13 protein-coding genes are annotated in these 13,477 nt (G+C 72.5%); 9 read left to right on the plus strand and 4 right to left on the minus strand.

The annotated features are described in order from the left end of the window. Positions 1 to 42: 42 nt before the first annotated feature. The 6 genes from AB0C87_RS10785 to AB0C87_RS10810 all read left to right on the plus strand — a co-directional run bounded on the left by AB0C87_RS10785 (position 43) and on the right by AB0C87_RS10810 (position 7,056). A complete protein-coding gene (locus AB0C87_RS10785; RefSeq protein ID WP_345181723.1) occupies positions 43 to 1,602 on the plus strand; it encodes an acyl-CoA synthetase in 1,560 nt (519 codons plus the stop codon). Next, on the plus strand, positions 1,592 to 2,566 hold the full coding sequence (locus tag AB0C87_RS10790; protein ID WP_345181720.1) for an OB-fold domain-containing protein: 975 nt from the start codon (positions 1,592 to 1,594) through the stop codon (positions 2,564 to 2,566). Before AB0C87_RS10785 ends, AB0C87_RS10790 begins: the two co-directional genes overlap by 11 nt. Next, positions 2,566 to 3,606: a thiolase domain-containing protein gene (locus AB0C87_RS10795; protein WP_360577211.1), complete on the plus strand. Its 1,041-nt coding sequence runs from the start codon at positions 2,566 to 2,568 to the stop codon at positions 3,604 to 3,606. Before AB0C87_RS10790 ends, AB0C87_RS10795 begins: the two co-directional genes overlap by 1 nt. After that, complete coding sequence (locus AB0C87_RS10800) at positions 3,599 to 4,756, plus strand: thiolase domain-containing protein (protein WP_345181716.1); 1,158 nt, start codon at positions 3,599 to 3,601, stop codon at positions 4,754 to 4,756. Before AB0C87_RS10795 ends, AB0C87_RS10800 begins: the two co-directional genes overlap by 8 nt. 18 nt (positions 4,757 to 4,774) lie before the next feature. After that, complete coding sequence (locus tag AB0C87_RS10805) at positions 4,775 to 6,343, plus strand: acyl-CoA synthetase (RefSeq protein WP_360577212.1); 1,569 nt, start codon at positions 4,775 to 4,777, stop codon at positions 6,341 to 6,343. A 242-nt stretch (positions 6,344 to 6,585) separates the two neighbouring features. Continuing rightward, positions 6,586 to 7,056, plus strand: coding sequence for a MarR family transcriptional regulator (locus AB0C87_RS10810; protein ID WP_345181711.1), 471 nt, complete (start codon positions 6,586 to 6,588; stop codon positions 7,054 to 7,056). A 73-nt stretch (positions 7,057 to 7,129) separates the two neighbouring features. Here the strand turns inward: AB0C87_RS10810 and AB0C87_RS10815 are convergent, their stop codons facing one another. Further along, the gene (locus AB0C87_RS10815; protein WP_353833472.1) at positions 7,130 to 7,639 is read right to left on the minus strand and encodes a hypothetical protein; all 510 of its coding nucleotides are present in this window, start codon (positions 7,637 to 7,639) and stop codon (positions 7,130 to 7,132) included. Positions 7,640 to 7,945: 306 nt separating this feature from the next. Between AB0C87_RS10815 and AB0C87_RS10820 the strand changes: the two genes are divergently transcribed. After that, positions 7,946 to 8,470, plus strand: a complete 525-nt coding sequence (locus AB0C87_RS10820) for a pyridoxamine 5'-phosphate oxidase family protein (protein WP_345181707.1) — start codon at positions 7,946 to 7,948, stop codon at positions 8,468 to 8,470. Positions 8,471 to 8,614: 144 nt separating this feature from the next. Continuing rightward, a complete protein-coding gene (locus tag AB0C87_RS10825; protein ID WP_345181704.1) occupies positions 8,615 to 9,340 on the plus strand; it encodes an SDR family oxidoreductase in 726 nt (241 codons plus the stop codon). 3 nt (positions 9,341 to 9,343) lie between these two features. Here the strand turns inward: AB0C87_RS10825 and AB0C87_RS10830 are convergent, their stop codons facing one another. Genes AB0C87_RS10830 through AB0C87_RS10840 form a run of 3 tightly spaced genes read right to left on the minus strand, consistent with a single transcriptional unit; the run spans position 9,344 to position 12,700 of the window. Continuing rightward, entirely contained in the window at positions 9,344 to 9,919 is a 576-nt protein-coding gene (locus AB0C87_RS10830) for a TetR/AcrR family transcriptional regulator (protein ID WP_360577213.1), read from the minus strand. A gap of 15 nt (positions 9,920 to 9,934) precedes the next feature. Continuing rightward, positions 9,935 to 12,052, minus strand: a complete 2,118-nt coding sequence (locus AB0C87_RS10835) for a YhgE/Pip domain-containing protein (RefSeq protein ID WP_360577214.1) — start codon at positions 12,050 to 12,052, stop codon at positions 9,935 to 9,937. 27 nt (positions 12,053 to 12,079) lie between these two features. Then, the gene (locus tag AB0C87_RS10840) at positions 12,080 to 12,700 is read right to left on the minus strand and encodes an ATP-binding cassette domain-containing protein (RefSeq protein WP_360577215.1); all 621 of its coding nucleotides are present in this window, start codon (positions 12,698 to 12,700) and stop codon (positions 12,080 to 12,082) included. 361 nt (positions 12,701 to 13,061) lie between these two features. On the opposite strand from AB0C87_RS10840, the gene AB0C87_RS10845 reads away from it, so the two are divergent. Then, positions 13,062 to 13,433: a hypothetical protein gene (locus AB0C87_RS10845; RefSeq protein ID WP_360577216.1), complete on the plus strand. Its 372-nt coding sequence runs from the start codon at positions 13,062 to 13,064 to the stop codon at positions 13,431 to 13,433. Positions 13,434 to 13,477 lie beyond the last annotated feature (44 nt).

The following is a 13,477-nucleotide window of genomic DNA, read 5'->3' on the forward strand; positions in this document are numbered from 1 at the left end:
GCTCTGTGCTCTGTGTGCTCTGTGCTCACGTAGGGAGATCCGATGGGGTCATTGGGCTTTTGGCGGCTGGCGCAGGCCGATCCCGAGTGGGTCGCCGCCATCGATCCGGACGGGACGCAGCACGCCGCGGGCGACCTGCTGGCACGCGCGAACCGGCTCGTCCACGGCTTGCGCGCGCTCGGACTGGAGAAGGGCGACGGCATCTGCGGCCTCGTCCCGAACGGCGCGGACGGGGTCGTCCTCTACCTGGCGGCGCTCCAGGCGGGCTGGTACTACACGCCGATCAACTGGCATCTGACCGGCCCGGAGATCGGCTACATCGTCGCCGACAGCGAGGCCAAGGCGTTCTTCGTCCACGAGCGGTACGCCGCCGAGGGCGCGCGGGCGGGCGAGGAGATCGAGGCGCACCGGCGGTTCGCGTTCGGGGAGGTCGAGGGCTTCCGGCCGATCGCGGAACTCGTCGACGGGCAGCCCGACACCCTGCCGGACGACCGCAGCAACGGCGCCACGATGCACTACACGTCCGGGACGACGGGACGGCCGAAGGGCGTCAAGCGGGCGCTGGCCGGGCTCGACCCCGACGACAGCGCCGAGCTGATGACGTTCCTGCTCGGCATGTTCGGCATCCCTCCGGGCCGCCCGGCCGGGGGAGAGCACCAGGCGCACCTCGTCACCTCCCCGAACTACCACACGGCCGTCACCCAGTTCGGCGGGACGGCCCTGCAGATGGGCCACACGCTCGTCTACATGGACAGGTGGGACGCCGAGGAGACCCTGCGGCTGATCCAGGAGCACCGCGTCAGCAACACCCACATGGTGCCGACGCACTTCAAGCGGCTGCTGTCGCTGCCGGAGGACGTCCGGTCCCGGTACGACGTGTCGAGCATGAAATGGGCGATCCACGCGGCGGCGCCGTGCCCCGTGCCGCTCAAGCAGCAGATGCTCGACTGGTGGGGCGACTGCATCTGGGAGTACTACGCGGCGACGGAGGGCGGCGGGACGATCGCCAGCCCGGCCGACTGGCGCGCCCACCCCGGCACCGTCGGCAACGCCTGGCCGATCAGCGAGCTGCTGATCGTGGACGACGACGGCGAGCCCGTCCCGACCGGGACGCACGGCACGATCTACATGAAGATGGCCGGCGTCGAGTTCGAGTACAAGGGCGACAAGGAGAAGACGGAGAAGAACCGGCTGAAGGACTTCTTCACCGTCGGGGACATCGGGTACCTGACCGAGGACGGGTTCCTGTTCCTGTCCGACCGCAAGGCCGACATGATCATTTCGGGCGGGGCGAACATCTACCCGGCCGAGATCGAGAACGAGATCATCCTGCATCCCAAGGTCGGGGACGTGGCCGTGTTCGGCATCCCGGACGACGAGTGGGGCGAGCAGATCAAGGCCGTGGTGGAGCCCGCGGAGGGCGTCGAGCCCGGCCCGGGGCTCGCGGAGGAGATCCTCGCGTCGCTGGAGGGGCGGCTGGCCAAGATGAAGTGGCCGAGGTCCGTCGACTTCATCGAGGCGATGCCGCGCGAACCCAACGGCAAGCTCCTCAAGCGCAAGCTCAGGGACCCGTACTGGAAGGACCGCGACAGTGCCATCTGACACGGCGCCCGTCGAGAACGCGCCCGCCGACGCCGGGCCGCCCGAGCCGAACCACGTCCTGGAGTTCCCCGGCGGCTACACGCGCTCGGTCGGCCCGGTGATCGGCCGCTTCTTCAGCGAGCTGCGCGACGGCCGGCTGGTCGGCGTCCGGACCGCGGACGGCAGGGTCCTCGTCCCGCCGTCGGAGTACGACCCGCAGACGGGCGAGGACGTGACGGACGAGTTCGTCGAGGTCGGCCCGGTCGGGACGGTCACGACCTGGTCGTGGGTGGCGCACCCGGCGAAGGAGCACCCGCTCGACCGCCCGTTCGCCTGGGCGCTGATCCGCCCGGACGGCGCCGACACCGCGCTCCTGCACGCCCTCGACCTCGGCATCTTCGAGGAGGGCGCGAAGCCGCCGAAGTTCCTCAGGACCGGGATGCGCGTCCGCCCCCGGTGGCGGGCCGAGCGCACCGGCGGAATCGGCGACATCGAGTGCTTCCAGCCCGAGGTCACCATGATCAACGCGCCGACGCGGCTGGAGTACCGCCTGAAGGGCGGGCAGGCCCTGCGGCGCTTCCTGGAGGGCATGTCCGAGGGCCGCATCCTCGGCCACCGGTGCCCGGTGTGCGAATCGGTGATCGTCCCGATGAAGGGGCTGTGCCCGCGCGACGGCGTCCCCACGACCGAGGAGGTGGAGCTGCCCGACACCGGCACCGTCACCACCTTCGCGGTCAACAACATCCCCGACCCGCGCGCGCCCGAGGTGCCGTTCGTGTCCGCCTACGTCCTGCTGGACGGCGCGGGCCTGACGATGCTGACGCTCGTGGCGGGCATCCCGGCCGACCAGGTCCGGATGGGCATGCGGGTGAAGGCGGCGTGGCGGCCCCGCGAGGAGTGGGAGCGGACGATGGGCAACATCAAGTGGTTCGAGCCGATCGACGAGCCCGACGTCCCCTTCGAAGAGATCAAGGACTTCATGTGATGCCTCGTCCCGTGGCCGTGGTCGCGTTCGCGCAGACCGAGCACAGCGGTGAGGACCGGGGGATGGCCGAGATCGAGATCCTGGCCCCCGTCATCACCGAGATCAAGGAGCGGACGGGCCAGAAGCAGTTCGGCTTCACCTGCTCCGGATCCTGCGACTACCTCGCCGGCGCCCCCTTCGCGTTCGTGTCGGCGCTGGACGCCATCGGCGCGTGGCCGCCGATCTCCGAGAGCCACGTCGAGATGGACGCCGCCTGGGCGCTGTACGAGGCGTGGGTGAGGCTCCAGCACGGCGACATCGACACCGCGCTCGTGTACGGGTTCGGCAAGTCGTCGCAGGGGAACCTGCGCGCGGTCCTCACCCAGCAGCTCGACCCGTACCACCTGGCGCCGCTCGGCATCGACGCGGTGTCCCTGGCCGCGCTCCAGGCCCGCGCCTTCATGGAGCGGTCGGGCGCGAAGGAGGACGACCTGCGCGCCGTCGCCGCGCGGTCCCGTGAGGCCGGGCGCGGCAACCCGTTCGCGCTGCACCTGCCCGACCCCGAGGGCGACGACTACGACGTCGCCCCGCTGCATCCCTACGACGTCGCGCCCGTCACCGACGGCGCCGCCGCGATCGTCCTCGCGGCGGGCGACCGGGCCCGCGAGCTGTGCGAGCGCCCCGCGTGGATCACCGGGATCGACCACCGCACCGAGCCGCACGCGCCGGGCGTCCGCGACCTGAGCCGCTCGGACTCGGCCCGCGTCGCGGGCGAGAGGGCCGGCGCGACCGGGATCGAGGTCGCCGAGCTGCACGCGCAGTACACGCACGAGGAGCTGATCCTGCGGGAGGCGCTCGGCCTGGGCGAGGACACGGCGGTCAACCCGTCCGGCGGGCCGCTGTCGGCGAACCCGATGATGGCCGCCGGCCTCATCCGGATCGGCGAGGCCGCGGCCCGCGTCCACGACGGGTCGGCGTCCCGCGTGCTGGGGCACGCCTCGTCCGGCCCCTGCCTCCAGCAGAACCTCGTCTGCGTCCTGTCGGGAGAGAACCATGGCTAACCGTTGCGCGATCATCGGCGTCGGGCAGACGGCGTACAAGACCAAGCGGCTGGACGTCTCGATGGCCGGGCTGCTGCGCGAGGCGGCCCGCCGGGCGCTGGAGGACGCCCAGCTGACCTGGAAGGACATCGACGCGGTCGTCGTCGGCAAGGCCCCCGACCTGTTCGAGGGCGTGATGATGCCGGAGACGTTCCTCGCCGAGGCGCTCGGCGCCGCGGGGAAGCCGATCATGCGGGTGCACACCGCCGGGTCGGTCGGCGGCTCCACGGCGATCGTCGCGGCGGGGCTGATCCAGGGCGGCGTCCACGACCGCGTCCTCACGATCGCGTGGGAGAAGCAGTCGGAGTCGAACGCGACGTGGGCGCTGACGGTGAACTCGCCGTTCACGACGTCGCTGGTCGTGGGCGCGGGCGGCTACTTCGCCCCGCACATCCGCGCCTACATGCGCCGCTCGGGCGCCCCCGACCACGTCGGCACGCTCGTCGCGGTCAAGGACCGGCAGAACGCGCTGAAGAACCCGTACGCGCACCTGAAGATCCCCGGCATCTCCCGCGAGATGGTCGAGTCGACGCCCATGCTCTGGGAGCCGATCCGCTACCTGGAGACGTGCCCGTCCTCGGACGGCGCGTGCGCGATGGTGCTGGCCTCGGAGGACGCGGCGAAGCGGGCACCGGCCCCGCCCGCGTGGGTGCACGGCACGGCGATGCGCTCGGAGCCCATGCAGTTCGCCGGGCGCGACACCGTCAGCCCGCAGGGCGGCAAGGACGCGGCGGCGGACGTCTACCGGCAGGCCGGGATCTCCGACCCGCGGCGCGAGCTGGACTGCGCCGAGGTCTACGTCCCGTTCTCCTGGTACGAGCCGATGTGGCTGGAGAACCTCGGGTTCTGCGGTGAGAGCGAGGGCTGGAAGCTCACCGAGGCGGGCGCGACGGCACTGGACGGCGACATTCCGTGGAACCCGTCCGGCGGCGTGCTGTCGTCCAACCCGATCGGGGCGTCCGGGATGATCCGGTTCGCCGAGGCGGCGCTGCAGGTGCGCGGCCGGGCGGGCGAGCACCAGGTGGACGGCGCGCGCCGCGCGCTCGGCCACGCCTACGGAGGCGGAGCCCAGTTCTTCGCCATGTGGATCGTCGGCAGCGACAAACCCTGATTCCCGGAGGCCCGTCCGATGGAGTTCAACCACGCTGACCTGTTCGAGGGCGTCGCGGACGCGATCGGGGACCGTCTCGCGCTGGTGTGCGGCGACCGGCGCCTCACCTACGCCGAGCTGGACGAGCACGCGAACCGCCTCGCGCACCACCTTTCGGACGCGGGGGTCCGGCCCGGCCAGCACGTCGCCGTCCAGCTCTACAACGGCGTCGAGTACGCCGCCGCGCTGCTGGCCGCGCTGAAGATCCGGGCCGTGCCCATCAACGTCAACTACCGGTACGTGGAGAGCGAGCTCCTCTACGTGTACAAGGACTCCGACAGCGTCGCGCTGCTGTACGACGTGGAGTTCGAGGACCGCGTCGCGGCGACCGTCCCGGAGGCGCCCGGGCTGCGGCACCTGGTCGCGGTGGGCGGCGAGCCGTCCATCCCGGGCGCGGTCGCCTACGACGAGGCCCTGAAGGACGCCTCCGGCGCACGGGACTTCCCGGCGCGCTCCAAGGACGACCTCTACATCATCTACACCGGCGGGACCACCGGGATGCCGAAGGGCGTCATGTGGTCGACCGAGCAGATGCTGCTCGCGTTCTGGAACCCCACCTTTCCCCGTCCGACCAGGCCGGAGGACGTCGTCGAGAACGCCCGGGGCGGCGGCCCGATGACCATGATGCCGGTCGCGCCGCTGATGCACGGCGCCGCCCAGATGGCCACCTGGATCGCCTGGTTCATGGGCGCGACGCTCGTCTACACGCGCAAGTTCGACGCGGCGGACGTGTGGCGGACGATCGAGCGGGAGAAGGTCAACTCGCTGACGATCACCGGTGACGCCATGGCGATCCCGATGGCCGAGGAGCTGGCGCGCGGGGACTACGACACCTCGTCCCTGCTGGCCTACGTCTCCACCGGCGCGATCTTCACCGGGACGGTCCGCGACCGCATCCAGAGGCTGCTGCCGAACACGATGATCCTGGACCGCTTCGGCTCGACCGAGTCGGGCTCGACGGCCGAGGCGGTCGCCGGCTCCACCCCGGAGAAGGGCCTGCGGTTCGCGCCGGACGTGGAGAACGTCACCGTCCTGGACGACGCGTTCCAGCCCGTGAAGCCGGGATCCGGCGTGATCGGCCAGGTCGCCCGCACGGGCCACATCGCGCAGGGCTACTACAACGACCCGGAGAAGACCGCCCGGACGTTCCCCCTGGTGGACGGTCGGCGCTGGCTGCTCACCGGCGACATCGCGACCGTGGAGGAGGACGGCTCGATCGCCGTGTACGGCCGCGGCTCGCAGGCGATCAACACCGGCGGCGAGAAGGTGTTCCCGGAAGAGGTCGAGGCCGTCCTCAAGGGCCACCCCGCCGTCTACGACGCGGTCGTGACGGGCATTCCGGACGAGCGCTGGGGCAGCCGGGTCGCGGCGGTCGTCCAGCCCTCCGGCGCGGAGCCCTCCTCCGAGGAGCTGAACGAGCACTGCCGCAAGAAGCTGTCGGGCTACAAGGTGCCGCGCGTCTACGCGTTCGTCGCGGAGATGAAGCGGTCCCCGGCCGGCAAGGCGGACTACCGCTGGGCGAAGCAGGTGGCGGAGGAGGCCAGATAGGGGGGCGGCCCCGAACCTTCGTGGGATTCGGGGCCAGGAGCGGACCTCTGTTAGTGGTCCTAACGAAACCCATGGTAGGTCGCGCTCCGCAGTGGTGCGATCATTGAACGGTGTCGGCTGCGCCACATGCCGTCGCCGTCCTGCCTGGTCCCGCCCGGGTCGGGTCGATAGAATCTCCCCTAGAGAGTCGCTCTTGAAGTGAGTGTCTCTACATGAGAGAAATAGGGAGAGAGGTCCTCGGCGTGTCGACCCCGGAGCGCGAGCGGATGGCGGGCGAGCTGCAGATGGCGATGCAGCGCAGCACGATGTTCACGGTGCTGCTGCACCATGCCACCGCGAGCAAGGCGGGCATGAACGTCACCGACGCGCAGTGCGTCAACGCGCTGACGCTCGACGGCCCCCAGACGCCCGGCCAGCTCGCCCAGCTCATGGGCATCACGACCGGCGGCGCCATCACCGCCGTCATCGACCGCCTGGAGCGCGCCGGCTACGTCCGCCGCACCCGCGACCCCGACGACCGCCGCCGCGTGATCGTCGAACTCGTCGAGGAGAACGTCGCCCAGTTCGCCCGCTACTTCGAACCGATCGGCCGGGCCTTCCGCGACCGCCTCGACGCCTACACCGACGACCAGGTCGCCGTCCTCCTCGACTGGATCCGCCACAACAACGAGACGATGCCGTCCGTCATAGAAGAGATCCGCAAACTCCCCTGACCCCGCCCGGCGCCGGAAGCGCGGGAACCCCGCCGGTCTGCCGGCGGGGCTTCCGAAGCTGGGCGGCCGCGCGCTACTGCGTCTCGGTGATGCGGGTGGCGGTCGCGCCGGAGAAGCGGACGCTGGCGTTGTGCGGGGCGGCCTTCACCCACTCGTCGAGTCCGTCGACGGAGCACTTGCTGACGTCGGGCGGGGTGGGCGCGCCGTTGGGGCAGGTGCCTCCGGCGACGTACACGACGGTGTCGGTGGCGGTGAAGAAGGCGACGTTCCCGACGGTGTACTTGCCCGGCGCCAGGTAGCGCAGCGGCCCCCACTTGGTGGTGACCTGCCGGCCGCCCTGCTGCCCGCCCTGCTGCGCGAGCGGGGTGTGCCGGCCGCCCGGGGTACCCGAGCCGCCCGGGCCCTGCGGGGTCGAAGGGCCGCCAGGCGTGGACCCGCCGTCCGGCGTCGAGGACTCGCTCGGCGCGGGCGCGGAGGCCGCGGGCGAGGAGGGCGAGGCCGCCGCGGAGCCGCCGTCGCCGCCGCAGGCCGTCAGGCCGAGCGCCAGCGCCGCCGCCATTCCGGTGATCATGATCTTCCGCATGGGTCCTCGCTCCCGTTCTCCGTGCGCGGTCTCTCGTGATCGCGCTCTGGGGGGTGAGATGCGGGGGGACGCGGCGCGAGTTGGCGCGGCGGGACGTGATCAATCCGACCGGCCGCTCCCCGAACCCACGGTCGGCCGCGGCCGTCCGGATGTCCCGACGGCATCGAGAAGTTCGCGCGGAGCCGCCGAACTTTCCGCACCCGGAGAAAGCCTGACGGAAGGTGTCAGGTTTTGGGGGCAGGGTGGGGACACCGGCCAGTGCTGGGGGATGAAGTGTGGACCGGACCCTTCGGACTAGGACTCGTCATGCGTGAAACCAGAGAAGAACTCAAGGAGCTCCAGACCCTTCTGGACGACTCCCTTTCCCGCTCCACCGCGCATCTGCGGTCGATCATCAACACGGAGAGGACGTTGACCGCCGAGCAGCTCTGCCGGGTGCTCACCGGCATGTGCACGCTGGCGCTGTCCACGGTGACCGCCCTGGGGGAGCCGCGGATCAGCGGTGTGGACGGGCACTTCCTGCACGGCAAGTGGCACTTCGGCACGGCGCGCGAGGCGGCCAAGGCCCGCCATCTGGCCGCCCGGCCCGCCGTCAGCGCGGCGCACATGCGCGGGGAGGACCTCGGCGTGTTCACGCACGGCAGGGTGGAGATCCTCAACCCGCGGGACGCCGAACCGGCCCCGGACTGGCCGGACCTGCTCGCCTACTTCAAGGGCTTCTACGGCGGGGACGCCTTCGACTGGGACGAGGAGATCGTCTACTACCGCCTGCACCCGCACTGGATGGCCGCCTACGCGCCCGACGCCGCCAAGCTCACGGACGCGCCGTAGCGCGCGAGGCGAGAATCCGCCTAAAGGCCAGTAAGGGCTGTTAAAGAGGGGTTTTGGCCTGAGGGTGCGGGTGATGGTGACGCCGTACGCCTTCAGGCCGCCGCCACGGCGGCTCCCGAAGACCAGCACCCGCCGGGAGAGATCATGGGGACGCAGCTGGACGGGCAGACGGTCGTCCTGGTCGGCGGCAGCGCGGGGATCGGGCTGGAGACCGCCCGGCTCGCCCGGACCGAGGGGGCCGAGACCGTCCTCACCGGGCGCAGCCCCGAGCGGCTGGAGCGCGCCGCGCTGGACGTCGGGGCGCGGAGCACTGCCGTGTTCGACGCCAACGACCGGGACGCCGTGGAGGGGTTCTTCCGGGAGCTCCCCTCACCCGTCGACCACGTGCTGATCACGGCCGGAGGGCCCCGCTACAAGCCGCTGCTGGAGATGGACGCCGACGAGGTGCGCGAGGAGGTCGGCGGGCACATGGTGGTGGCGCTCCAGATCGCGCGCAGCGCGGCCCCGAGGATGCGCCCCGGGGGGACGCTCCTGCTCATGGGCGGCACCGGGGGCCGTCGCGTCCGCCGCGGGCTCGGGCTCATCTCCGCCGCCACCGCCGCGTTGCCGCCGTTCACCGCGACCCTCGCCCTCGAACTCGCGCCCGTCCGGGTCAACCTCATCGCCGCGGGCTTCGTCGACACGCCGCTGTCGGCGTCGCTTCTCGGGGACCGGCTCGACGAGCGCAGGAACGAGCTGCGGGCGACGCTCCCCATCGGCCGGGTCGTGGGCCCGGCCGACGTCGCCGCGCTGGCCGTCCACATCATGGCCAACACGGCGCTCACGGGCGCGACCTACGACATCGACGGCGGCCAGCAGCTCGTCCAGTGAAGATCAGGGGGTGAGGCGGCCTCGGAGGAGGTCCAGCAGGGTCGCCTGGACGTCGTCCAGGGAGCGGCCGGGCTGGAGGGCGCGCCAGTCCAGGGCGACGGTGAGGACCATGCCGAAGACGGCGGAGGCGGCCGTGCCGGTGTCCAGGTCGGAGCGCAGGTCGCCGGCGGCGACCGCTTCGCGCAGGACGTCGGCGACGACGCCGATGGCGCGCTCGCGGATCAGGCGGGCGGCGTGCTGCCAGTCGCCGCCGGCCCGCCACGTCTCGGCGATCAGGAGCCGGGCGAAGGGCTCGTGCTCGCCGATGAACGCCAGCTCCGCGGCGACGACGGCGTCCAGCGCCTCCAGCGGGGGGCGGCCGGACGCGGCGGCGCGGAGCGCGGTGGCGAGGCGGTCGACGCCGTACTCCAGCAGCGCCGCGAACAGCGCGGCCTTGCTGTCGAAGTTGTAGTAGACGGTGCCCTTGGCCACCCCGGCGCGCTCGGCGATCTGGTCGACGGTCGTCGCGGCGAGCCCGCTCTCGGCGATCAGCTCGATCGCCGCGGTGAAGAGCTTCTCCCGGGTCGCGATGCGGGCCACGTCCCCTGCCTCCGATCAGAGCTTCAGTGCCGGGTGCAGGCGCTTCACCGTCCAGACCCGGTTGTGCCGGACGGCCAGGGCGGTGAGCGCGAGCCCGCCGGCCAGGAAGGCGGCCAGCACCGCACAACCCTGCCATACCGAGGACAGGTCGCCGCCGCTGATCAGGTGCCGGACGGCGTCCACGACCCACGGCATCGGCAGGTACGGGCGGACGGCCTGGAAGAACGCCGGGCTCGTCTCGATCGGGTACGTGCCGGCGGCCGAGGTGAGCTGGAGCATCAGGAGCGCCAGCGCGATGATCCGGCCGATCGGGCCGAAGCGGGCGTTCACCCACTGGATCACCGCGAGGAACGCGGCGGAGGCGAGCGCGAGGAACGCCACGAGGCCGGGCCAGTGCTCGGCGCGCAGGCCGAGCGCGAAGTGCAGGACGGCGAGGACGACGCAGGCCTGCGCCGCGCCGATCGCCGCGGCGGGCAGCCAGCCGGCGAGGGCGACGCGGCGTCCGGGCGCGGTGCCCGCGAGCGCGCGGGGGTTCAGCGGGCGCAGCAGCATGTAGATGATCATGCCGCCGACCCACAGGGAGAGGGGGACGAAGAACGGCGCGAACCCCGTCCCGTAGTTCGGCACCTCGTTCTCGGTGGAGCTGGCGAGCCGCACCGGGTTGCTCATCATGTCGTCGCGCGCGGCGCGCTCCCCGGCGCCGTAGTCCGGGATCTGGGAGACGCCCTCGTTGAGGCCGTTCGCCAGTTGCTCGTTGCCGTGGGAGATCTGCGCGAGGGCGGTCTCCAGGGTCACGGCGCCGCCGGACAGCCGTCCCAGCCCGCCCCGGAGTTCGCCCGCGCCTCCCGAGAGCGTGCCGAGCCCCGCCGTGAGCTGGGACGACCCGGAGAGCAGGCGGCCGGTCCCGGCGTTGACCCGCTGGGTTCCGGCGTTGAGGCGGTCGACGTCCCGGCGCGCCTTCTCGACCCTGGCGGCCAGGGAAGGCGCGTCCTTGGCGATCTTGCGGGCGGCCCGCTCGACCGTGCGGGCGTCGGCCGCGACCTTGCGCAGGTCGCCGGTGCGGTCGCTGATGTATCCGTCCACCTGCTTCGCGACGGTGACGACCTGCGCGGCCGCCCGGGTGAGGTCCTGGCGGACGTCTGCGGGGACCTCCGGGTGCGCGGCGAGGTAGGCGTCCAGTTCGGCCTGCGCCTTCTCCGCGTGCTGGACGGCGGCGGCGGTCTGGGCGGGAAGCCGTCCGGCGCCGTCGGCGAGGGCGTCCGCCCCCTGGGCGACGGCGAGCGCGGCCTGGCGGATCTCGGGGGCGTTCTCCCTCAGCAGCGGCACGAGGGTGTCGCCCGCGCGGTCGACGGTCGCGGTCAGCCGCTGCATTCCGGCGGCGACCTGGCCGGTTCCGGTGCGGAGCTCCTCCAGGCCGGAGGTCAGCCTGCCGCTGCCGGCGCGGGCCTCGTCGATGCCGCCCTTCAGCTTCCCCGCGCCCGCCTCGGCCTTGCCCGCGCCTTCGGCGAGCTTGCCCGCGCCGTCGTGCGCCTGGCCGGACCCCGTCGCGAGCTCGTCCGCGCCCTGGGCGGCCTTGCCGAGTTCGCCGTGCAGCTTGCCGAAGGAGAGGAAGATCTGGTCGAGGTAGCCGCGCACCGCCTCGCTCCCGGCGGCGGCGCTGATCTCCTTGAACGCGGCCTGGGCGAGCGTCCCGACGACGTAGTTGTTCGCGTCGTTCATCTGGAGCCGCAACCCGGCCGGCGCGGGGGTCCCGTCCCCGGACGGCGACGCGATCCGCGCGCTGAAGTCGGCGGGGATCGTCAGCGACATGTAGTACTTCCCGGACCGGACGCCCTCCTCGGCCTTCGCCGCCGAGACGGTGCGCCAGTCGAAGACCTTGCGCTTCTTCAGCTCGTCCGCCAGGTCGGCCCCCGCGTGGACGGTCCTGCCGCCGGCGTTGGCGGGCCGGTCCTGGACGACGAGCGCGACCGGAACGTGCTGGAGCCGCGCGTACGGGTCCCAGAACGACCAGAGGTAGAGGCCGGCATAGAGCAGCGGAAGCAGCACGAGCCCGGCCATCGCGACGCGGGTCAGCCGGTTGCGCTGGAAGCGGCGCAGCTCAAGGCCGCCCGAGGTCAACGCGGGAAGTCTCATCGGGGGGGTCTCCTGGCTTGGGGGCTGCTAGAGGGGGAGTGCGTGGGTGGCGACGCCCGTGGCGGGCGCGGCGTCGTGGCAGGACGCGATGACGGTGACGCCGCCGGAGGCGACGGCGGCGAGCCGCCGCCACAGGTCGCGCTGCCGGTCGGCGGGCAGGCCCTCGTCCACGTCGTCGAGGAGGAGGAGCCCGGGATCTCCGGCGAGCGCCAGGGCGGCGCCCAGGAGCTGGGCTTCGTCGGGCGCGAGTTCTTCGGCGAGCGTCCCTGGGGCGACGTCGAGGCCGACCCTTTCGAGGATCCGGCGCCTGCGGGCCTCGCGCCCGCGGAACCTGCCGAGGACGCCCTCGCGGAGCGCGAGCGCCTCGTCGACGTGTTCCCGGACGGTCAGCGCGGGGTCGAGTTCGGTCACCCCCGGCACGATCCCGAGGGCCGCGACCCGCTGGATCCGCCTGAGCCCGGTGACCCCGCCCACCGCGACCGTGCCCTCGGCGGGCCGCATCCGCCCGGCGAGCGTGAGCAGCAGCGCGGTCCGCCCGGTGCCCGCGATGCCGCTGACGGCGACCAGCGCGCCGCCCGGGACGTCCAGGTGGACGTCGCGGAAGACCCAGCCCCGCGCCCCCTTCACGCCGAGGTCCCGCGCCCGCACGGACGAGCCGTGCGCGGGCGCGGGGCCGGCTCCGGGGCGGCCCCCGCCAGCCCCTGAGCCGATCGGGCGGGGTCCAGGGACGGGCGCCGCGGTCCCCCCGGCCACGGCGGCCGCCCCTGGAGTCTGGTGATCGGACGTCATCGCGACCTTCCGGAGAGCCGGTTTTGAACTGACTGGTCAGTACAAACCTAGCTCTGCTGCGAACTTCGCGAATCCACCCGAGCGGTGACATCAGACACGTGACCCCCACGACTGGGGTCACACAGATCAATGCCGTGATTTAGGTCACACACGCCCCATCCGACCAGGGAGGCGGCGCCGCCACTATTGGACGGACCGTCCGATCTGACAGACTCCGGGGATGACCGAGTCGTCACACGCGCACCGCGGGCTGGCCGCGCTCATGGCCGGGATGGGCGCCCTCCACATGACCGCTCCGAAGCCGTTCGACGCGCTCGTCCCCGAGCGGCTCCCCGGCGGCGCGCGGACCTGGACCTACCTCAGCGGCGTCGCCGAGCTGGCCTGCGCCGCGGCCGTTGCCCGCCCCCGCACCCGCAAGGCGGGCGCGCTCGCCACGGCGGGCCTGATGGCGGCGGTCTTCCCCGCCAACGTGAAGATGGCCCGCGACTGGCGCCACCGCCCGCTGCCCCTCCGCGCGGCCGCCTACGCCCGCCTCCCGCTCCAGGCCCCCCTGGTGGCCTGGGCCCTCCACGTGGCCCGCCAGGCCGACTGAGAACCCGGTCCACACGGCTCCTCCCGGAATGAGATCATTTGGCG

This window comes from Actinomadura sp. NPDC048021 (assembly GCF_040653135.1).
GTDB classification, from domain to species: Bacteria; Actinomycetota; Actinomycetes; order Streptosporangiales; family Streptosporangiaceae; genus Spirillospora; species Spirillospora verrucosospora.